Source organism: Pseudoalteromonas carrageenovora IAM 12662, assembly GCF_900239935.1.
Lineage (GTDB): Bacteria > Pseudomonadota > Gammaproteobacteria > Enterobacterales > Alteromonadaceae > Pseudoalteromonas > Pseudoalteromonas carrageenovora.
The window spans coordinates 2797216-2817324 of the sequence record NZ_LT965928.1; the positions used below are offsets into that span (position 1 = coordinate 2797216).

Consider the following 20109-nt stretch of genomic DNA (forward strand, 5'->3'; position numbering starts at 1 on the left):
CAGGTGGTTTTAAATTTCATACATTTACCGCTTTTCCTCAACAAAATAGGAACAATGAATAAATCTTATTTACTTTTACGCTTAACGCACAAATTTATGAGATACATAACCGCCTTTTCCCGGTCTTATTTCGTACAATACTTACAATTCATTTTCAGGTATGAAATCAATGTACTCAAGACAATCAGGTAAAGCTCTCTTTCCATTTATCATTACACTACTTTTAATATTTAGCGTTTACTTATATTTACCCGCTAGCCACGGTGAACAGGCCGATTTATCGCAAATGTCGACCCAAGTAACAGCTCACACGGTTACCTCTCAAGAAAACGCAGTAATGATAGAAGCCATTGGTAGTGCCCGCGCAAACCAAGCAATTTATATTAAAAGTGCACAAAACGACTATGTCACAGATATATACTTTAAAGATGGCGACTTAGTCAGTAAAGGTCAAAAATTAGTTCAACTACAAAGCCAGCAAGAACAACTAGCGGTTAAAGAACTAGGCATAAACCTGCGTGAAGAAAAGCGCCAGCTAGACCGCCTTACTGAGCTTTCACGTACGCAATCAACAGCAAAGTCACTACTAGAGGAGCAACTTTCGCGTGTTGATGCAACAGAGGCTCAACTAGAAAGCGCAAAAACAAAGCTAAACGAAATGACGATTACTGCGCCTTTTTCTGGTCTACTAGGTAAACGAGAAATATCAGTAGGTGCATACGTAAGTAATACAACCATTATCACAACACTTGATGATATTAGTATTATTAAAGTTGATTTTAAAGTGCCTGAAAAATACTTATCTCAGCTAGCTATAGGTATGAAGGTATTAACTCAAAACGACGCCTACCCAGGGCAAACGTTTAACGGCAAAGTAACGCATATTAGCTCGCGTATCGACTCTGTAACTCGCAGCGTTGAAGTTACTGCAAGCTTTGCTAATAAATCAGGATTACTTCGCCCTGGCATGTTATTAAACACGGCTCTGGAGCTAAGTAGTAATCAGGCATTAATGGTGCCTGAAAAAGCCGTGATCCCACTTCAAGATAAACATTTTGTATTTCAAATTACTGATGGTGTAGCTAACCGAATTGAAGTACATGTTGCCGGCAGAAACAATGGTTGGGTTGCTATTGATGAAGGCTTAACCGATGGCGAGCAAATTGTTACTGAAGGGCTAATAAAAATTCGCTCTGGTAGCAAAGTAAGCATAAAGGGGTAATACGTGAAGATTACAGATACTAGCGTTAAACGCCCTGTTTTTGCCATTGTAATTAATTTACTACTGCTTACTTTTGGTTTGGTTGCTTTTACTATGCTGCCACTTCGAGAATACCCAGATATTGAAACGCCTATAGTAAATATAAGTACTGAGTACACTGGCGCGTCTGCTGAGATTATAGAAACCAAAATAACGCAAATAATTGAAAATCGTATATCAGGTATTGAAGGTATTAAAAGTATTAACTCATCAAGTCGTAATGGACGTTCAAACATTACTATTGAGTTTAATATTAACCGCGACATAGACGCTGCATCTAACGATGTACGAGAGCGAGTTGCTCGCGCTCTAGATAGCTTACCTGATCAAGTACGCCCACCTGAAATATCTAAATCAAATAGTGATGAAAGCCCTATTGCGTGGTTTGTACTAAACAGCGAAACAATGGATTCGTTGCAACTATCTGATTACGCTCAGCGTTTTACTGTTGACCGTTTGGCCGTCGTTGATGGTGTATCAAACGTACGTATTGGCGGAGAGCGCCAATACGCGATGAAAATTTGGCTAAATCGCCAAGCCATGGCTGCCCGTGGAATTACATCAAGTGATATAGAAAATACGCTACGTACAGAAAACGTTGAGCTACCAGCGGGTGAAATTGAGTCGATAGATCGTGACTTTACTGTACGTACAGCCCGAAGCTATAAAGATCAACGCGATTTTAAAAACCTAGTAATAAAGCGTGGTGAAGAAGGCTATTTAGTACGTTTAGGTGAAGTTGCCGACGTTCAGCTAGAAGCTGCTGACGATGAAAGTTTGTTCCGTGGTAATGGCCGTAACATGATTGGTTTAGGCATTGTTAAGCAAGCTAAAGCAAACACGTTAACCGTGGTAGACAATGCCCGCAGCGAACTTGAAAAAATAAAACGAAACCTACCTGAAGGTACTACTATTCAAGACAGCTACGACTCCTCTGTGTTTATTAAAGAGTCAATTAGTGAAGTTTACAGCACTCTAGCAATATCTATGGGGCTAGTTGTACTGGTTATATTTTTGTTTTTAGGCAATATACGAGCAACGCTTATCCCGGCAGTAACTGTACCCGTAGCACTGGTTGGTAGCTTTATGTTTTTACTTGCTATGGGTTACTCAATCAACCTATTAACGTTATTGGCATTAGTATTGGCTATTGGTTTAGTCGTAGATGACGCCATTGTAATGCTTGAAAACATTCACCGCCGTATAGAGCTGGGTGAGCCACCGTTGTTAGCCGCATTTAGGGGCGCACGTGAAGTAGGTTTTGCAATTGTAGCAACCACACTAGTGCTTATATCGGTATTTGTGCCGCTTGTATTTATGGATGGCCGTATAGGCGCCTTATTTACAGAGTTTGCAATGGCTGTAAGTGCTGCCGTATTTTTCTCAAGCGTTACCGCGCTAACGCTTGCTCCTGCCCTTTGCTCTAAAGTACTTAAAGTATCTGACAAACCAAACAAGTTTAGCCTGTGGATGGACCGTCAGTTTACTAAAATAGAATCAAGCTATCGTAAGTCCTTATCTACCAATATAACCCGTAAATGGGGATTAATGGTGAGCTTATTACTTGCTGGCTTTGTTAGTTATTCGCTATTTTTACAAGTCCCCTCTGAGCTAACGCCAAAAGAAGACCGTGGTACATTCTTTATTATGATGAGTGGTCCAGAAGGCGCAAGCTACGAAAATAATGCCGCCAACATGGCAAAAATTGAAGAGCGCTTAATGCCCTATTCGCAAGCAGGTGAGCTTAGCCGTGTGCTTGTTCGAGTGCCTGGTTGGGGCGGTAGCGGCGGCGTGGCAATTGTAGGTATGGCCGATTGGGATAAGCGTAAACGCTCTACGTGGGAAGTAATGGATGAAATAAGCGGTAAAATGCAAGAAGTTACCGATGTACGTGCCTTTGCCATTATGCGCCGCGGTATTGGCGGTGGTGGCTCATCTCGCCCTATTGAGTTTGTATTGCAAGGTAACGATTACGCACAACTAGCCGATTGGCGCGACCGCATAATAAAACGTGCCGAGCAAAACCCAGGCCTTGTAAGAATCGACCATGATTATAAAGAAACCTTCCCACAGTTTTTAGTTAGCATAGATAAAAACAAAGCGGCTGATTTAGGTGTGTCGGTATCAGATGTGGGCACAACTCTTGAAACAATGTTGGGTCAGCGCCGCGTAACTACCTTTATTGACCGTGGTGAAGAGTACGATGTAATTTTAAAAGGTACAAAAGCCGATTTTGCTAACCCTACTGATATTTCAAACATATACCTTAAATCGCGAAGCGGTGAGCTAGTACCGCTAGACAGCCTTATCAGCTTAAAAGAAGAAGCCACAGCATCGCGATTAAATCGTTATAATCGTATGCGCGCTATAACGCTAAGCGCTAACTTAGCTGATGGCTATACGCTTGAGCAAGCGCTTAACTTTTTGAATGAAGTAGCCGCGCAGGAAAACGATATTGATGGTGCTGTAGATTATAAAGGCGAATCTCAGCTTTATTACGAAGGTGCATCTGCGATGACCTATGTATTTATACTTGCTCTTACGGTTACTTTTTTAGTACTGGCAGCGCAATTTGAAAGCTTTATGCACCCGTTTGTAATTATGCTAACTGTACCGCTTGGCTTAATGGGCGCTATGTTTGGTTTATGGTCTACTGGCCTTACGCTCAATATTTACAGCCAAATTGGTATTGTCATGCTCATAGGTTTAAGCGCTAAAAACGGTATTTTAATCGTTGAGTTTACTAACCAGCTACGTGATAAAGGCGTTGAATTTAGCGAAGCTATTTTGCAGGCAGCAACTCAGCGCTTACGCCCTATTATTATGACCTCGCTGACCACGGTTATGAGTTCGGTACCTTTAGTACTTGCCTCAGGTCCTGGTGCTGAAAGCCGCATGGTAATTGGTGTTGTTGTATTTACAGGCGTTATAGTCTCTACCTTGCTGACGCTTTTTGTTGTACCTGCTGCGTATTATGCGTTAGCTCGAAACACACAATCGCCTGAGTTTTTACAACAAAAACTTGATAAACAAGCACAAGATAAACCTTTAGAAGAGATCTAACCGCTTAATTGCGCCGTAACCTTGTTGTTACGGCGCATTCATTTTATGCTCGCCTTTAAACTCCATACACATTTAGGAATAATTTATGAGCTCAGCAAAGCAAGTAACAACATTTGGTGGCGGCTGTTTTTGGTGTATAGATGCTGCATTTAGGCGTGTAAATGGCGTATTAAACGTAAGTTCTGGTTACACTGGCGGCGAAACAAACACGCCGACTTACCAATCAGTTTGTACAGGTACTACCGGGCATGCAGAAGTTGTTAAAATTGAATTTGACAGCGCTATAGTGAGCTTTGAAAGACTTTTAGCAATGTTTTTTACTTTGCATGATGCAACGCAATTAAATCGCCAAGGTAACGATATAGGCACGCAATACAGAAGCGTTGTCTATTACCATGACGACGCGCAATTAACACAAACCAATGAAATGATAGCCCAATTACAAAACCACGTTAGCGAGCCAATAGTGACAGAGGTTAGCCCAGCTACAACGTATTACCCAGCAGAGCATTATCATCAAGATTACTACAACGAAAACCCACAACAAGGTTACTGTAGTATTTTAATAGCACCTAAATTACACAAGTTTGAAACCGTTTTTAAAGAGTTTTTAACTGAGTAACTAATTTAAGCAGTTAATTTAAGTAGTTAAATTTAGCTACACATTAAAAAGCCCGATTTAAATCGGGCTTTTGTATTTTCAGCTCAACTTAATAAACCTTTAACTAGAAAAGGTTATTAAAGACGACTAAAACTGGTAGCTTGCGCCTGCAAAGAAGCGACGCTCTGGTGTGTTGTAGTAATACACTTCGCCCGTTGTAAAATCAGCATTTGAATCAACCGCGTTGTATTCTTTATCAAATAAATTTTCTACACGAAGAGATACTTCAATGTGCTCATTTACTTGGTAATTACCCGCTAAGTTCCAAAGTGTGTAAGAACCTAAACGCGTTACTGCGCCTTCTCGGTCACTACGGTATTGCATATCTAGTGTTGCATCAAATGCACCAAACTGTTTTGCTACTTCCCAGTTGAATGTACGTTTAGCAACGTTACGTAATTCTGCGCCTGTTTCTTTGTTTTCTGCACTTAAGTAAGCAAAGTTAATATTGCTATCAAAACCATAAAACTGCTGAGAAAGGCTAAACTCAACCCCTTCATAGCGTGCTTCGTTAATGTTAGCTAAAGCAAAATTTGCATCGTAATCAATTTTATCTTCAATGTCGTTTCTAAAAATAGCGACATCAACTTGTGCAGCATCAAAGTTAACATTTACGCCAAGTTCACGGTTTAAAGACTTTTCAGGCTGCAGATCAGGATTACCAAAATTAGGATAGTATAAATCGTTAAAGGTAGGCGCTTTAAAACCTGTACTTTGGCTTATACGAAATGTTGAATCTTTAGATAAATGGTAACCCGCGGCAGCAGTGTAAGTTGTTTCGTCACCAAACTGCTCGTCATCATCTTGGCGAAAAGTTAAATTAGCCAGTACTGTGTCGGTATCGTAATAAGCACCTACAAACACAGCAAGTACGTCACGGTTATCTTCAACAAATACCTCAGAGCTGTGCGACACATCATCGTTATACCAGTTAACACCACCACTAATATTAACGTCACTAGAAACTGTATATTGGCCGTTATAATCAATTTGTGTACGTTTAGTTATAAACGTGCTTGTGATTGGCAAGCCCGTAGAGAAATTAACATACGTGTTATCAGAGTCATCTGTTGAAATTGCAACATCAATACTGTGCGATTGGTTGGTATAATTTTTATTCCAAAGCGCTGATAACTGATAGTTTTTAAAGTCATTAACCTCTACAGTACTTGTTGCAGGGCTAAAGCGACTATCGTAATCTGCGTAACCTTCGTTGTATTGACCTAGTAACTTAAAGTCGCCGTAATGTGCGTCGGAGTAATTTACTTTAAAACCAAGGTTTTTATTTTCATAGCCATCTTCATCGGGTGCCACACCTTGCAATGCGTCAAAGCCATCTGTTTTTTCATAACCCGCATTAAAAGCGGTGGTTACCTCAGCCGATTTAACAGAGCCCGCAACTTGATAGTTTTGGTATGCGTCTGAGCCAAAAGTAGCATCTAAAGATAAATTATCAGCTTCACGCGTAATAATATTAATAACACCCGCAAGAGCATCTGAGCCATAAACAGCAGCACGTGAGCCTTTAATAATTTCGATACGCTCAATACTATTTAAAGGAACATTACTTAGCGCTTTTTGACCAAGCGTTGCCGAACCCGTCCGTACGCCATCGATTAAAATTAACGTATCGCCAGAACCCGTACCACGTAAAGACACGCCAGAATTTTGGCCAAAGCCACCGTTAGGATTAATTTGAAAGCCAACTTGTTTACTTAATAGCGTTGGTAAGTCACGCACGTTGCTTGCATCTATTTCGGCGCGGTCAATAACATTTACGCTTGCTAAAACATCATTAATTGATTGCTCAAATTTATTAGCAGTAACAGTTATCTTTTCGATTGAATTATCTGTAGCAGACACAGAAAATGACAGCGCAGCAGTAATTGCAACGCCAAGTGTTGTTTTATTTAACATGATGGTCCCTATCTTTGCCCACCGCAAAGATTTAAGTAAGTAAGATTACTTTAAGGCCGGTCTCCGGACTCAGTAAACACCTTTAAAAAAGTGTTAATACTTTACCGTTGCGGGGGCAGTGTTGGGATTGCTTTTGTCATAAATACGCACCAACTTCCCGATTATCTTGCTGTTAGTTTCAATACCTTAAAACCAATGCATGAGCACTAAGCAAGCACCTTAAAAATATGCGGCTATTGTGAGTACTTTGTTTACAAATGTCAACGGACGTCTATACAGCTAAAACCTAATTACTCTGGTGTATTATCAAAGCTAGATGGTGCTGAGTATTTATTTAGTAACTTTATAATATGGGGCTTTGTAGCTGCTGAGTTAAGAATTGAATCTATTTTAGATGCAGATATTTTGCTTTGCTTAGGGCTTACTAAAAAGTGAGTGTCGAACACCGCGTCTGGTTTTTCGCTTTTATATAACAAACTCATATCGAATATTTTTTTATTTTTAAAATATTGATAAGCAATATTATTTAAAACACCGACATCTGCGCGCTGCAATAACAGCATTTTTACTACATTGAACTCGTCAACTGTGAGGCTAACATTATGCTCTTCACTTAAGTAATACGCGTCGGTATTAAACCCTGCAAAGTGATAAGAGTAACCAAGTACACCGGCTTTAGTTAATGATTGTAAGTCATCAAAGTAGGTTTGATCTTTGGCGTTTTCTTTAAGTGCATATAATTCATTTTTAGTAATAACATAAAATTTGCTTTGGGTAATATTTTCTCGCACTGATAGAGGGATCCATTGCTGCGCCATTAAAAATAAAACATCAAATCTGTTTTGCTCTACTGATTTGGTCAACCTTTTTACAGGTAATGAATTGAGTATAAAGTTATATTCACTTTGGGTATTGTTTAATACTTTAATAAACTCAGGGGCTAAGCCCTGCTGTTTTTGGGCATTAATGACTATAGGAAAATAACCATCTTCTACTAATACATTTATATCTATTGCTTTACTTGTGCTTGAGCAACTAAAAAATACAAAAGTAATAAAAACTAAAAGTTGGTAGCGATTCATTAATACACCTAAAACAAAAATATTTAATAAGAGTATAAGTATAGTAGCTTAATTATTAAACATAGTTTGATTTATTAAGGGTGCTAACAGCGCTTAAAAATAGCTCAACCTGAGCTTATATTATTAAGCGCAGGTTGAAGAGGTATTATTTATAACTAGCCCTACTATAAATAATTAATCGCGGAAGTTTTTAAACTGAAAAGGCTGGCCTAAGTCCGCGCTGCGAACTACCTGCATAGCTTCTTGTAGATCGTCACGCTTTTTACCTGTAACACGTACTTCTTCACCTTGAATAGCTGCTTGTACTTTTACTTTAGAATCTTTAATGGCTTTAACTACTTTTTTAGCCATGTCTTTTTCAATACCTTGTTTAAGGCCAACGTTACGAAAAACATTTTTGCCTGCACGCGTAATATCTTGCAGCTCTAAACTCGCTACATCCATACCGCGCTTTGATATTTTACTGGCTAAAATATCAAACAATTGCATAACTTGTGAGTCAGCTTCTGCTTTTAGTTTAATTGTTTTGTCGTTTAATTCGATTGAAGCGTCTACGCCTCTAAAGTCAAAGCGCGTTTCTAACTCGCGATTTGCGTTATCAACCGCGTTTTTAGCTTCGTTCATTTCCACTTCAGATACAATATCAAATGAAGGCATTGGTTTCTCCTAACTATTTAATCTTAATTTTATGCGGCAATTATAACGCTAAAATTATAAATCTTTACATTTTTCTGCATGCTGTTCAGGTGCGATACTAATTTAGTTTGATATACTTGCGACTCTTTTTTAAGCGATTTTAGGATTTGTCGTGACAAGGCGTGTTTATCAAGCAATTTTTTTAATCAGCATAGTGGCTTTTACCTTTTTATTTGCCAAGGAAGTAAAAGGCGGAGTTGTAAATTTATTCCCCCATGTTGATAAAGTCGCCCATTTCGGGATTTTTTTCGTACTAGCTATCATAATGGATAAAGCGTTTAAGCTTCCTTTGTATGCACAAATAATGCTACTGGCTGGATACGGTGCATCTATAGAAATAATGCAAGACGCCCTTCCCTACAGACAGGCATCACTAGGTGATTTTTTTGCTGACTTTGCTGGTGCTGCTAGCTACTTTTTAATTAGAGTTATTTTTACCCCCCGAAAAAAGAACCCATATGGCTAATATTTTAATTGTTGGTGATGGCGCTATAGGCTTATTACTGAGCCACTTTTTAAGCGCATCAAATCATGTAACGGTATTAACTCGTAAAGCCTCTACGAACACACGTTTTTATAGCCGTGGTAATAATGCGTCTAAAAAAATTAACGCACAGTTTATTTCTTTAAATCAGCTAAATAAAAACAACGAATTTGATCTTGTATTATTTACGGTTAAAGCCTTTCAGGTACCCGATGCCTTTGCTCAAGTAAAACCTTTTTTACCTAAAGGTTGCTCTGTCGTTCTTTCGCATAATGGAATGGGAAATGTTGACGAGATAAATGATCAGCTTAATAGCACCCAAGCACTCTACTTTTTAACCACTAGCATGGCAGGGTATAAATCTAACCTGTATATTGTGCAACATACAGGCGAAGGACAAAGTGTGGTTGGCGGTTGTAACAGCCTCGCACTTCAAAATAACGAAGTTACCGCAGAGGCTTTAAAAGCAGTACCTAACATTAAATGGACTGATAATATTCATCAGCTTCGCTTTGAAAAACTGCTTGTAAACATTGCGATTAACCCTCTTAGCGCCTTAAACAATATTAAAAATGGTGAGCTACGCTCTCCTAAATATAACGCAATAATTTTTAGCGCACTTAATGAGGCATGTAATATAGCAAAAGCCCAAGGGCTTGATATTCCTTTAATTAAAGCATTAAACACCGCTTATAAAATAATGGAGCTAACCTGCGATAATTACTCATCTATGCAGCAAGATGTTGTTCATAACAGAACGACCGAAATTGCAGCCATTTGTGGGTATATTCGTCAGCAAGGCAAACTTTATAATATTAAAACACCTTATAATAATGAACTACTTGCTAAAATTGAGGCAAAAAAAGCGTGGTTTAAACCACGCTTATATAAATACTTAACCTAAATTTTGATTACTTACGGGCGATAAACTTTAACTGTATCAAAGCCTTGCTCATGTAAAATAAGCGCTTGTAACTGGCTCATCACACCTCTTTCGCAATATAAGTAATAATCTTTATCTTTTGGTAAATCACCAAACTTAGTCGCTAAACGGAAAAACGGTAAATGCACCACTTCAATGCCATCAACCTCTAGTGGTGCTGCATCTTCTTCTTCAGGTGAGCGAATATCAACAACCACTGCGCCAGCTGGTAAATCAGCAACCGACTCAGCTTCTTTTAACTCTTGCTTAGCTTCTACGTCAATGTCGCGTACATCCATAATGCGGGCATTTTCTACTACGGTATTTAGTACATCAAAGTCGAACTTTTCTTCTTCGCCTTTAATAACATCAATTTTAGCTTTAACCGTTGGCTTTTTAGAAATTACTCCACAGTACTCTGGCATCGTTTCGGCCATTTCTGCGGTACCAATTTGGCGGGCAATATTAATAATTTCTTGCTTATCGTGCTGAATAAGCGGGCGTAAAATAAGCGTTTCGGTTACGCGGTCAATCACGCTTAAATTAGCTAGTGTTTGGCTTGAAACCTGACCAATACTTTCACCAGTTACAAGTGCTTGAATGTTTAGCTTTTCAGCAACTTGGCTACCTGCACGCATCATCATGCGTTTTAGTACAACACCCATTTGGCTGTTTTCAACGTTTTCTAAAATCTCTGCGACTACGGGTTCAAAATCAACAGTTACAAACTTAACTTTATGGGTAGAGCTAAACTTTTTCCATAAATAGTAACTTGCTTGTTTAACACCAATTTCGTGAGCTGCGCCACCTAAATTGAAGAATAAAAAGTGCGTACGAGCGCCTTTACGGATCATTTGATAACTAGCTACACCAGAGTCAAAACCACCCGACATAAGCGAAAGCACGTCTTCTTGAGTTGGCAGTGGGAAACCAGCCATACCAAAATGTGTTTGCGTTACTATGTAAGCTTTATCGTCTTTTACTTCTAAGCGAATAGTTACTTCAGGGCGGCTTAACTTAACGCGTGCACCTTCTACGTGCTGGTTTAAACCACCACCTACGTAACGCTCTAAATCTGTTGAAGTAAAATCGTGTTGCCCGATACGTTTAGCGCGTACACAAAATGTTTTGCCAACAATCGTATGCCCTACTAGATCAATCGTTTTTTTATAAATATCGTCAAGTGTAGTGAAGTCTGTTTCGGTTACTTCAATAAATTGCACAATTCCAGGAATACGCTGCAGGCTGTCAATAAAGTCTAAGCGCGTTTGTGCATCAACCAATTTAGTAACGACTGAAATGTTATCCCAGTTGTTTCTTACTTGTACTTTTTCGTCAACACGACGCAATACAATTTTAATGTTATTTTCTAACACTTTAGTAAAGCGTTTACGTACCGAACGGCTTTTAATGGCAATTTCAGGATGTAGTTTGACGATAAATTTAAGCATAGTTCACTCTTAGACTGCGGGAATTCGCGCTCCCAGGCATTGGGCGCGCGATTATATCAAAAAATTTTGCGTCTAGGAACTAACCAGAAAAATGAGACTAAGCAACACTTGGGGCGTGTTGTGCAAGTTCGGTGTACTTTTCACGTAGTTGGTTCATTTTATCAATACTTTTATCAGTACTGTAAGCCCTGAATAAAGTCAGTACCTTTAAAATACCATGGTAAATATCTTGCTCAGCGAGTGCGCCACTTGGTCTACGTGCTTTTATGTAGGGTGTCCAAAAGCTCACGGTAAGCTTGAGTGTATGGGCAAGTTCTAATGCGTCTTGCTCTTCTATAAATATCATATCGCTATCGCGTAAGCCTAAAATAACTTGGCGTACCTGCTCGAGCAAAGCTGACTGAAAACCAATATACGCTTGTTTTAAGCTTTCATCTCTGGAGAGAATATCGCCCAAGTTGTCGTAAAAAAAGTGATAACGCCACATCAACTCAAATAATGAATCTAAATACGCTGTTAGGTGATCAAACGCATCATCGTTTGCATGTATTGGTTTAAAATGAGTGTTTAAGTGCTCGCTATAAAGCGCAAAAATATGACGGATAATGTCTTCTTTATTTTTAAAGTGATAATAAAGGTTACCCGGGCTCATCCCTAAATGCGATGCAATATGATTAGTTGATATTGCACGCTCACCATGTTCATTAAATAACGAAATACTGGTGTGTATTATTTTTTCCTTGGTATTCATATGCGACTACTCAAATTAACTTATAAACTACATTACACTAAATATGATCTTTGCAGTATAAACAAATCGAGCTGGTTTAAATACCACCATAATTTACTATTTTAAAAACGAGCTAAGCTGATTTGTACTACAAACACTGATAGACTACTCAAAAAATAATAGTTAGTGAAACTTATGAACGTTACGGCAATTTACCCTGGTACATTCGATCCTTTAACCAATGGGCACACAGATCTTATTCAACGCGCAGCTAAAATGTTTAGCACTGTGATTGTAGCTATTGCTCATAACCCATCTAAACAACCGTGTTTTAGCCTTGCAGAACGAGTGGATTTAGCCAACAACATTTTAGGCCATTTAAGTAACGTAAAAGTAATTGGTTTTTCGGGTTTACTGGCAAATTTAGCCTACGAACATAAAGCTGATGTGCTTATTCGCGGTATTAGAGCAGTGTCTGATTTTGATTACGAATTTCAGCTCGCAAACATGAACCGTCGCCTAAATCCAGATTTAGAAAGCGTGTTTTTAACACCTTCTGAGCGTAATTCATTTATATCGTCAACACTGGTTAAAGAAGTTGCCCGCCATAATGGCGATGTGAGCGAATTTGTTCACCCTGTTATTGTTGATGCCTTAACAGAAAAGTTGGGCTGCGACGCGTGTTAAGCTAAATATATTAGCGCGCTTTTTGGCGCGCTGGTACACCTTACATATTTTGAGTCGTTTTTTGCAATAACTGGCTGCTTAGTAAAAATTTTTTAATTTTTACTAAGCCCAAAATATCTTTATTAATAATTAAGACTATTGCCATAATTAAATCACTCGAAAACTGACCGACCCCGTAAACTCCCCAAAGCCACCAATAGTCATAGGTAACCAATACTACATAATCGTAATGCATAGCCATATGTAAAATTGCATTAAATGTTAAACCAAAAACAAGGTAATAATAGGCTGTGGCGTTTGCATGTGCATAACTATAAGAGAAGTAAACAAGAGTGAGGATGGTAAGTAAATCTGCAATTACTAAATCTAAATATATTGAATCAGTAAGGGTAAGTGATGCTTTGAACATAATTAGGCTGAATGTATAGGAGAGCATCATAACTAATGAAATGAACATTACATGCTTATTACGGCAGTTAATTGTACAAGCGTAATTATATAAAAATGGCACTACAAAAGCCCATGTAATAAAGATGCTCAGGTAATCGTTTATAGTACTTAATGCCATAAATACATTTTGAAGCATTAGTAAGTACCCAATCTTCTAACGAGATAATTTTTGACTTTTACTAAACCTAAAATATCTTTATTTGTAAATAAAACCACTGCCATAACTAAGTCACTTGTAAGCTGACCAATACCGTAAAGCCCCCAAAACCACCAAAACTCCATATTTCCCAAGACAATGCTATCGTAATGCATTCCAAAAAATACAAACGCATTAAAGCTAAGCCCCACTATTAGGTAATAAAAAGCAGTAGGCTTGTTTTTTATGAAAAAGCCCGCCCACATCATCAAAGTTAATATTGTAGCTGCATCAAATAAAAAAAGGTTTAGGTGAGGCGTAGCTGTTTGCGGATCCATAACCATGCTTGATGTATATGAAACCATCATAATAAATGATATTTGGGCTAGGCTTTTATCTGGTTTGTTAATACTTGTTGATAAGTTATATAGAAATGCAAAAACAAATAACCAAGTAATTAAAATGGTTATGTAATCATAAAGGTTAGCCATCGCCCATAATAAATTATGCATATTGTGAGGGCTTAAATTTTGTTGTTAAATAATCACTTAACTTTGCTAAGCCTAAGATATCTTTATTAACAATTAAAGCTAATGGCATAATTAAATCTGTAAAATACGTGCCAAATACATAAACATTCCAAAACCACCAATAATACAATGTGCCACGTACTTCAATATCGTAATGCATTGCTAAAAACAAACTCGCATTAATACTTAAGCCTATAACCACATAGTAAAAAGATACAGGCATAGCTTCTTTGCTTATGCGTTTGTAGAAAAAAATAGCAGCTAAAGTAACAATATCAAAATAGAAGTAGTATAAGTGCGATACTGTAACCATATCGAATAATGTACTTGAACTATAGGAAATCATCATAATTAAAGATAAGTACACATTCGCTTTTTGAGAAGTATTTATACTTGCTGATAGGTTGTACAAAAAAGCGAAAACGAACAGCCATGTGATGAAAATGCCTACATAATCTCTAATTACAACTAAACTCCAAAGAATATCTGCCATAGAAATTAACGCCTCAGAATGTCGCTTTGCAAAACGTTTTTAAGCCTCACAAGTCCCAGCAAGTCTTTATTTATAATTAGCACTAGTGCCATTGTAAAATCGCTAAAATACATACCAAAAATATATACGGTCCAAAACCACCAATAGTAAAGTGTACCCTGTATAACAATGTCGTAATGCATACCTAAAAATAAGCAGGCATTAAAGCTTAGCCCTACAATTAAATAATAAAAAGGCGTAGGTACAGCCTGTTCCGTGAAATTATGCCACAGAAGTAAAACAAGGAGAGTTACAGCGTCATAATAAAAATAATTTAAGTGCGATGGTGTAATAAGTGGGTCCATAAGCAAACTAGCTATGTAGGATACCATCATAATAAATGAAAGTTGTGCCCTGCTCTTATCTGGCTTATTAATACTTGCCGATAAGTTATACAAAAAGGCAATAAGAAAAAACCACGTAAACAAAACGCCTACGTTGTAACCTAAATCGACCAGTCCCCAAAGAATATCAGCCACTTTGCTTCAATCTCATAACACCGTTCACCAACTTATCAGTAGCATGCACTAACATTAAGAAATCCTTTTTAACGAAAAAAATACTAACCATGATGATATCCATCATATTAATAACAACCGTATAAAAAGACCAAAACCACCAAGGTGTGTAATTACCACGTACAAACACATCTATGTGCATAGCTAAAAATAATAACGAATTGATGCTCAAGCCAAATAATAAGTAAGTAGACATGCGCTTTTCAGGTAAGTAATACCGCAGAAAAAAAATAAAAAATAAAGTGGCTACGTCATAGCAAAATAACTCTATGTAGGTAATATCATAAATATCAATAAAGAAACTAAAGCAATAAGATATGGCCATAACTAAAGATAGCCATACAGCCTGTTTTGTTGGATTGTTAATGCTAGTTGTTAGTGAATATAAAAAGGCCATTAAAAACCCCCACTGCACTAACACACCGATATAAACTGACACTTCAGGAGGGATTAGAACATTATTCACTATTGCGGTTTCTTAGCAAAGAACGAGTAAATAAGGTTTTTTAAATAAATAATTTTTAAAAAATCTTTATTGATAAATAACACTAAAATCATGGTTAGATCTAATACCAATACTACCGTCACATAAAAATCATAAAACCACCAGTGGGTGTAGTTATGTAAAATATGACGATCTAAGTACATACCCAGAGCTAAACACATATTTATACTAAGCCCAAATATAAGGTAGTTATAGGCAGTTGTTTTTTCTTTAATATATAAGTTCTGCACAAGTACCAGTACAACTAGCGTAATGGCATCTAGTAAAGCAATATCAAAATAAGTAACTGTCTGAAAGTTAAAGAACATTCCCGGGAAGTATGAAACAGCCATTATAAGCGAAAGAACAACTAATGCCTTAAAGCGTGAGTTAATAGACGAAACTAAAGAGTATAGAAATGCCATAAGAAAACCCCACTGCATAATAATACTTAAAGTATGTGCAAAGCTTATATCTGAGATAAAAGAAATAAACCCCATCTTAAAAGCAAGCTCGGAGAATAAAGATCTCGAAATTTATTAAAACAACCATTTACTAAACAACCTGACTTAACACTAAACTTTTTAACAATTATTATTAATTACAAAGTTCTATTAAAAAACCAACTTTTAAACTTAACAAGACCTAAAAAATCTCGGTTAATAAAGCACACTGTGATCATGCAAATATTTACACTTCCTACCACAACCGTAAATACTGACCAAAACCACCAATATTCATAATATTTTGAAAAAGTCATATCTAGGTGCATTAAAAAACTAAAAATAATATTAATGCATATTCCTGCAGTGACATAATAATACGCTACCGGGTATGATTTAAATTTGAAGCGCTTTAAAAAGAGTAGAGCAAGTAATGTACATGCATCTAATAAAATAAAATCTAAATAAGTAGTTTGCCCATAATCAGTGAACAAACTTCCCGAATAGCAAATGCACATAACAAGTGAGATATACACAAGCTCTTTACCTGGCTTGTTAATCGAGTTTGCTAATGCATGCAAAAATGCAAAAAAAACCCATTGTACAATTGCTCCAAGATAAATTGCGTAATTATAACTTACTGTCATTTTCCCCTCTATTTAAAATAACGGGTTGAGAGGGATTTACCATTCGGTGGTTAACCACTAATGAAAGCATCATTAAAACATCAATTACGTTTACGCCGATAGAATAAACACTCCAATACCACCATGGCTCAAAGTTATACAAAATGTATATATCACAATACAAAAGCAACGTAAGTACGGCATTAGCAGTTAAAGCCAAAACGAGGAACAGGAAAGCTTTAGTACGTTTAAAAACATCGAAGTACTGCAAAGTTAGCAGCGCTGCAATTGTAATAAAATCGTAGAGCGCCCAGTTAAGATACAAATTCTCTAAAAGTTTTATATAGCTGCTGAAAATATATGAGCAGAGCATTAATGCAGACAAATAAACAGGAGTCTTATTTTCTTTGTTTATGCTGGAGACCAAACAAAATAGGAAGGCCATTAAAAAGCCCCATTGGGAGAAAGCCGCTACATAATCCATTAGGGCTTCAGAAATATACATTTAAGCTAGATTGTTGGTTTGCTTATGGATGATTTCAAAGCAATAGCTAACTTCTTCTTCAACCTATTAAGCAACAAAAAATCTCTATCTACGATTAGCGCTACAGCCATTAGTAAATCAAGTGTGAAAACTGAAAAAGTATACAAATCCCAAAAAAACCATGGTTCAGTATTCCCAAGAATAAATACATCTAACTGCATACCGAGGGCTAAAACAATATTAATAGTAAGGCCTACTAATAAGTATAGATATGAAGGAGTAGTAACTTTCATTATGGCTCTAGAGCCTAGAAGAAGTAAAATAATCATAAAATTATTTACAACGAAATCAAAATACGTCAGGTCATATATTGAAAACCAATCTAAGAAATAATCAAATAAAGCACAAGATAAAAACATTACGAAAGAGCTGAGTAATAAGGTCGTATTCCTTTTTATATCTAAACTGTAGACAAAAATGTTAAAGAATAGGGCCATTAAGAAAGCCCACATTATAAAAGCCGATAAAGAAAAATGACCAAATAACTCAGTTAGAAACATCTTTTACCTTACAAATTATCTTGGACGAGGATTGCCTCCAGGAAGAATAGTTGGAAGATGTCCCATGCTTTCATTGCTCGCAGCACTCATCGCCTCTTGAGAGAAACTTACTGTATCAGATTGTAGTGTTTTAGGGCTAGCAGTTTGTTCCGTTGCAGGCTGTAATTGTTGTGTTTTATTGTATGCTTGCATTTGTAACTGGCTATTAGCTGAAACTTGCATGTGATTGATCCTTGTAAAAGTTTTAATATTTTTTGGCGCAACTTTTAATCACACCATCATATAGGTAATTGCATTACCTGTTTTAAGCAGTGATAGCTATTTTGCTATCTGACTTATACAAAGCAACCAATGTGCCAACATTTTTTGACATTAAAAATATATGCTATCAGCAGCACTTTATTAAAACTAACCTAAAACCTTCACTAAACCACAAACTCATCTGACCAGTCTATTATACACATAAAAAAACGCACAGGGGTAACCGTACGTTTTTTATATCCAGGGAATTTAAGCCACGTATTTACACGGGATCTCCGCACGTGTACTTGGCTTTAAAATATATTCCATTGCTACTTCGTCACAGTTTTCTTTACGAAGGCAGAGTTCGCAATCTTTCATTACCTTCTCTGGTAACGATTCTTTGCTACAAAAAGTAAAACGTTGCTGCTCAAAAAAATCTGGCACACGCGTCAATACAATAACGCGGTTAAGCGCCAATTTTTTGGCTTTTGCTAATAAGTGCTCTACAAGTTGCCTGCCCTGCCCAGATACAGCACTTTTTGGGTCTATGCCTAAAGAGCGTATTTCAGCAAGGCCAGTATCGTAAATATATAACGACGCACAGCCCGACACTTTGCCATTTATTTCAGTTACGGCAAACTCGTTAATAGAGTGCACCATGTCGCTTTTAGCACGAGGTAAGTTTTCACCTACGGTTGCCCAGTGTTGAATAAGCGTTGCAATGGCCTCAACATCATCTAAATTTGCATCACGAACCGTTATTTGCTGTTTTTTTTTGGCTTCTTTAACAGCATTCGTTACTTGTTCAATAGACGTACCACCAAGCGCTTGACGAGCTTTAATACAGGCATCTATTTCAAGTACTGGGTAAACGTCATCTTCAAATACGTCATTAACCGATTTGTACTGCTCAAGTGAAAGCTCCTCTAAGGTTTTACCTTCACTAATGGCAAGCTGCACCAGCACACCAACAATGTGATGACCTTCTCTAAAGGGCACACCTTTAGCAACCAAGTAGTCAGCGAGTTCTGTTGCATTAGCGTGGCCGCCTTTTGCGGCTGCTAACGTTTTATCACCGTTTACTTTTACGCCTTTAATACACGCTTGTGCCATATGAATACACGCAAGCCATGTTGGCATAGCATCAAATAGGCCTTCTTTGTCTTCTTGCATATCTTTGTTGTAAGCAAGTGGCAGCGCTTTTAACGTCATCATCATAGCGCTAAATGCACCAAATACACGCCCAGTTTTACCACGAATGAGCTCTAATGCATCTGGGTTCTTTTTCTGAGGCATAAGCGATGAGCCTGACGTTACGTTATCAGCAAGCTCTATAAATCCGGCTTCACCCGAATTATAAAAAATTAAATCTTCAGACATACGTGATAGGTGAATCATCGAAATAGACGCACAACTCAAAAGCTCGACTACAAAGTCACGATCAGATACACCATCAAGGCTATTTTTTGTTGCACCAGTAAAGCCTAAACCTTCGGCTAAAGCTTGGCGATCAATTGGGTAAGCTGTACCGGCTAATGCTCCACTGCCCAGTGGGCAAAAATTCATACGTGCTTTGGCATCTTGTAAGCGGCTTTCATCTCGCTCTAGCATTTCAACGTAGGCCATACACCAATGACTAAATAACACAGGTTGAGCGCGTTGCAAGTGAGTGTAACCCGGCAAAATAGTGCCTAGTTCACGCTCTGCAAGGGCAACAAATTCAGCTTTTAATCCGGCTATTGCACCCAGTAAATGATCGGCAGTATCACGGCACCATAATCTAAAATCGGTAGCTACCTGGTCATTACGGCTTCGGCCTGTGTGTAGCTTTTTAGCTAAATCGCCTACTTTTTCGATTAATGCAGCTTCAACGTGCGAGTGAATATCCTCAGCACCTGAGGTTGCTACAGCTTGTGGATCTGCTTTTACTTCTTCAAGCAGTTCGTTTAATGCTGCGACTAATTTTGTATGCTCGTCACTTGAAAGCACATTCACTTGCTCAAGTGCGCCTGCCCATGCCACAGAGCCAATAATATCTTGCTCTGCTAACTGGTAATCGAACGGAAGTGAGTCGTTAAATTGTTTAAACGCCTCATCTGGACCCGTAGAAAAACGTCCGCCCCATAATGCCATGAAATCTCTCCAAACC

At 37.8% G+C, this 20109-nt stretch carries 21 protein-coding genes and 1 riboswitch; of the genes, 6 read left to right on the forward strand and 15 right to left on the reverse strand.

Annotated features, from left to right (window positions below; translation table 11 throughout):
* Positions 1-169: 169 nt before the first annotated feature.
* From ALFOR1_RS12635 to msrA, 3 genes are all read left to right on the forward strand, one after another.
* Positions 170-1222 carry an efflux RND transporter periplasmic adaptor subunit gene (locus ALFOR1_RS12635; RefSeq protein ID WP_058548649.1) on the forward strand — a complete coding sequence of 351 codons (1053 nt, stop codon included), beginning with the start codon at positions 170-172 and terminating at the stop codon, positions 1220-1222.
* Positions 1223-1225: 3 nt separating this feature from the next.
* Positions 1226-4324 carry an efflux RND transporter permease subunit gene (locus tag ALFOR1_RS12640; RefSeq protein WP_104643167.1) on the forward strand — a complete coding sequence of 1033 codons (3099 nt, stop codon included), beginning with the start codon at positions 1226-1228 and terminating at the stop codon, positions 4322-4324.
* Between the two features lie 85 nt (positions 4325-4409).
* The gene (gene msrA / locus ALFOR1_RS12645) at positions 4410-4946 is read left to right on the forward strand and encodes a peptide-methionine (S)-S-oxide reductase MsrA (RefSeq protein ID WP_104643168.1); all 537 of its coding nucleotides are present in this window, start codon (positions 4410-4412) and stop codon (positions 4944-4946) included.
* A gap of 126 nt (positions 4947-5072) precedes the next feature.
* Here the strand turns inward: msrA and ALFOR1_RS12650 are convergent, their stop codons facing one another.
* From ALFOR1_RS12650 to ALFOR1_RS12660, 3 genes are all read right to left on the reverse strand, one after another.
* On the reverse strand, positions 5073-6902 hold the full coding sequence (locus tag ALFOR1_RS12650) for a TonB-dependent receptor domain-containing protein (protein ID WP_104643169.1): 1830 nt from the start codon (positions 6900-6902) through the stop codon (positions 5073-5075).
* Between the two features lie 37 nt (positions 6903-6939).
* Positions 6940-7106, reverse strand: a riboswitch (cobalamin riboswitch).
* An 86-nt stretch (positions 7107-7192) separates the two neighbouring features.
* Positions 7193-7984 (reverse strand): ABC transporter substrate-binding protein, encoded by a 792-nt coding sequence (locus ALFOR1_RS12655; RefSeq protein ID WP_104643170.1) that lies wholly within the window; start codon positions 7982-7984, stop codon positions 7193-7195.
* 174 nt (positions 7985-8158) lie between these two features.
* Positions 8159-8641 (reverse strand): YajQ family cyclic di-GMP-binding protein, encoded by a 483-nt coding sequence (locus ALFOR1_RS12660; RefSeq protein WP_058548654.1) that lies wholly within the window; start codon positions 8639-8641, stop codon positions 8159-8161.
* Positions 8642-8792: 151 nt separating this feature from the next.
* Here ALFOR1_RS12660 and ALFOR1_RS12665 point away from each other — a divergent pair, with 151 nt between their 5' ends.
* Positions 8793-9146, forward strand: coding sequence for a VanZ family protein (locus tag ALFOR1_RS12665; protein ID WP_058548655.1), 354 nt, complete (start codon positions 8793-8795; stop codon positions 9144-9146).
* Entirely contained in the window at positions 9139-10068 is a 930-nt protein-coding gene (locus tag ALFOR1_RS12670; protein WP_104643171.1) for a ketopantoate reductase family protein, read from the forward strand. Before ALFOR1_RS12665 ends, ALFOR1_RS12670 begins: the two co-directional genes overlap by 8 nt.
* Positions 10069-10079: 11 nt before the next feature.
* Here the strand turns inward: ALFOR1_RS12670 and thiI are convergent, their stop codons facing one another.
* The gene (gene thiI / locus ALFOR1_RS12675) at positions 10080-11537 is read right to left on the reverse strand and encodes a tRNA uracil 4-sulfurtransferase ThiI (protein ID WP_104643172.1); all 1458 of its coding nucleotides are present in this window, start codon (positions 11535-11537) and stop codon (positions 10080-10082) included.
* Positions 11538-11634: 97 nt separating this feature from the next.
* Complete coding sequence (locus ALFOR1_RS12680) at positions 11635-12288, reverse strand: TetR/AcrR family transcriptional regulator (RefSeq protein WP_104643173.1); 654 nt, start codon at positions 12286-12288, stop codon at positions 11635-11637.
* A gap of 174 nt (positions 12289-12462) precedes the next feature.
* Here ALFOR1_RS12680 and coaD point away from each other — a divergent pair, with 174 nt between their 5' ends.
* Positions 12463-12954, forward strand: a complete 492-nt coding sequence (coaD, locus tag ALFOR1_RS12685) for a pantetheine-phosphate adenylyltransferase (RefSeq protein ID WP_104643174.1) — start codon at positions 12463-12465, stop codon at positions 12952-12954.
* 40 nt (positions 12955-12994) lie between these two features.
* Here coaD and ALFOR1_RS12690 read toward each other — a convergent pair whose 3' ends face one another.
* The 10 genes from ALFOR1_RS12690 to argH form a co-directional block, all read right to left on the reverse strand.
* The gene (locus ALFOR1_RS12690; protein ID WP_227006944.1) at positions 12995-13411 is read right to left on the reverse strand and encodes a hypothetical protein; all 417 of its coding nucleotides are present in this window, start codon (positions 13409-13411) and stop codon (positions 12995-12997) included.
* A 128-nt stretch (positions 13412-13539) separates the two neighbouring features.
* On the reverse strand, positions 13540-14052 hold the full coding sequence (locus ALFOR1_RS12695; RefSeq protein WP_104643176.1) for a hypothetical protein: 513 nt from the start codon (positions 14050-14052) through the stop codon (positions 13540-13542).
* Complete coding sequence (locus tag ALFOR1_RS12700) at positions 14045-14563, reverse strand: hypothetical protein (RefSeq protein WP_104643177.1); 519 nt, start codon at positions 14561-14563, stop codon at positions 14045-14047. Before ALFOR1_RS12700 ends, ALFOR1_RS12695 begins: the two co-directional genes overlap by 8 nt.
* A 510-nt stretch (positions 14564-15073) precedes the next feature.
* On the reverse strand, positions 15074-15586 hold the full coding sequence (locus tag ALFOR1_RS12705; protein WP_165491321.1) for a hypothetical protein: 513 nt from the start codon (positions 15584-15586) through the stop codon (positions 15074-15076).
* Positions 15586-16029, reverse strand: coding sequence for a hypothetical protein (locus ALFOR1_RS12710; RefSeq protein ID WP_104643668.1), 444 nt, complete (start codon positions 16027-16029; stop codon positions 15586-15588). Before ALFOR1_RS12710 ends, ALFOR1_RS12705 begins: the two co-directional genes overlap by 1 nt.
* 176 nt (positions 16030-16205) lie before the next feature.
* The gene (locus ALFOR1_RS12715; protein WP_104643180.1) at positions 16206-16694 is read right to left on the reverse strand and encodes a hypothetical protein; all 489 of its coding nucleotides are present in this window, start codon (positions 16692-16694) and stop codon (positions 16206-16208) included.
* Positions 16678-17157, reverse strand: coding sequence for a hypothetical protein (locus tag ALFOR1_RS12720; RefSeq protein WP_232007037.1), 480 nt, complete (start codon positions 17155-17157; stop codon positions 16678-16680). Before ALFOR1_RS12720 ends, ALFOR1_RS12715 begins: the two co-directional genes overlap by 17 nt.
* Positions 17158-17183: 26 nt before the next feature.
* Positions 17184-17717 carry a hypothetical protein gene (locus ALFOR1_RS12725; RefSeq protein WP_104643181.1) on the reverse strand — a complete coding sequence of 178 codons (534 nt, stop codon included), beginning with the start codon at positions 17715-17717 and terminating at the stop codon, positions 17184-17186.
* A 15-nt stretch (positions 17718-17732) separates the two neighbouring features.
* Positions 17733-17939, reverse strand: a complete 207-nt coding sequence (locus ALFOR1_RS12730) for a hypothetical protein (RefSeq protein ID WP_064386906.1) — start codon at positions 17937-17939, stop codon at positions 17733-17735.
* 288 nt (positions 17940-18227) lie between these two features.
* Positions 18228-20093 (reverse strand): argininosuccinate lyase, encoded by a 1866-nt coding sequence (gene argH, locus ALFOR1_RS12735; protein WP_104643182.1) that lies wholly within the window; start codon positions 20091-20093, stop codon positions 18228-18230.
* Between the last annotated feature and the right edge of the window lie 16 nt (positions 20094-20109).

Bases quoted from the DNA above. Each gene is read 5' to 3' on its own strand.
- thiI (WP_104643172.1), bottom strand. From the start codon at position 11,537: ATGCTTAAATTTATCGTCAAACTACATCCTGAAATTGCCATTAAAAGC.
- argH (WP_104643182.1), bottom strand. From the start codon at position 20,093: ATGGCATTATGGGGCGGACGTTTTTCTACGGGTCCAGATGAGGCGTTT.
- ALFOR1_RS12690 (WP_227006944.1), bottom strand. From the start codon at position 13,411: ATGTTCATTTCATTAGTTATGATGCTCTCCTATACATTCAGCCTAATT.
- ALFOR1_RS12660 (WP_058548654.1), bottom strand. From the start codon at position 8,641: ATGCCTTCATTTGATATTGTATCTGAAGTGGAAATGAACGAAGCTAAA.
- ALFOR1_RS12700 (WP_104643177.1), bottom strand. From the start codon at position 14,563: ATGGCAGATATTCTTTGGAGTTTAGTTGTAATTAGAGATTATGTAGGC.
- ALFOR1_RS12695 (WP_104643176.1), bottom strand. From the start codon at position 14,052: ATGCATAATTTATTATGGGCGATGGCTAACCTTTATGATTACATAACC.
- ALFOR1_RS12635 (WP_058548649.1), top strand. From the start codon at position 170: ATGTACTCAAGACAATCAGGTAAAGCTCTCTTTCCATTTATCATTACA.
- ALFOR1_RS12670 (WP_104643171.1), top strand. From the start codon at position 9,139: ATGGCTAATATTTTAATTGTTGGTGATGGCGCTATAGGCTTATTACTG.
- ALFOR1_RS12650 (WP_104643169.1), bottom strand. From the start codon at position 6,902: ATGTTAAATAAAACAACACTTGGCGTTGCAATTACTGCTGCGCTGTCA.
- ALFOR1_RS12730 (WP_064386906.1), bottom strand. From the start codon at position 17,939: ATGCAAGTTTCAGCTAATAGCCAGTTACAAATGCAAGCATACAATAAA.
- ALFOR1_RS12720 (WP_232007037.1), bottom strand. From the start codon at position 17,157: ATGGATTATGTAGCGGCTTTCTCCCAATGGGGCTTTTTAATGGCCTTC.
- ALFOR1_RS12680 (WP_104643173.1), bottom strand. From the start codon at position 12,288: ATGAATACCAAGGAAAAAATAATACACACCAGTATTTCGTTATTTAAT.
- coaD (WP_104643174.1), top strand. From the start codon at position 12,463: ATGAACGTTACGGCAATTTACCCTGGTACATTCGATCCTTTAACCAAT.
- ALFOR1_RS12710 (WP_104643668.1), bottom strand. From the start codon at position 16,029: ATGGCATTTCTATACTCTTTAGTTTCGTCTATTAACTCACGCTTTAAG.
- ALFOR1_RS12725 (WP_104643181.1), bottom strand. From the start codon at position 17,717: ATGTTTCTAACTGAGTTATTTGGTCATTTTTCTTTATCGGCTTTTATA.
- ALFOR1_RS12715 (WP_104643180.1), bottom strand. From the start codon at position 16,694: ATGACAGTAAGTTATAATTACGCAATTTATCTTGGAGCAATTGTACAA.
- msrA (WP_104643168.1), top strand. From the start codon at position 4,410: ATGAGCTCAGCAAAGCAAGTAACAACATTTGGTGGCGGCTGTTTTTGG.
- ALFOR1_RS12655 (WP_104643170.1), bottom strand. From the start codon at position 7,984: ATGAATCGCTACCAACTTTTAGTTTTTATTACTTTTGTATTTTTTAGT.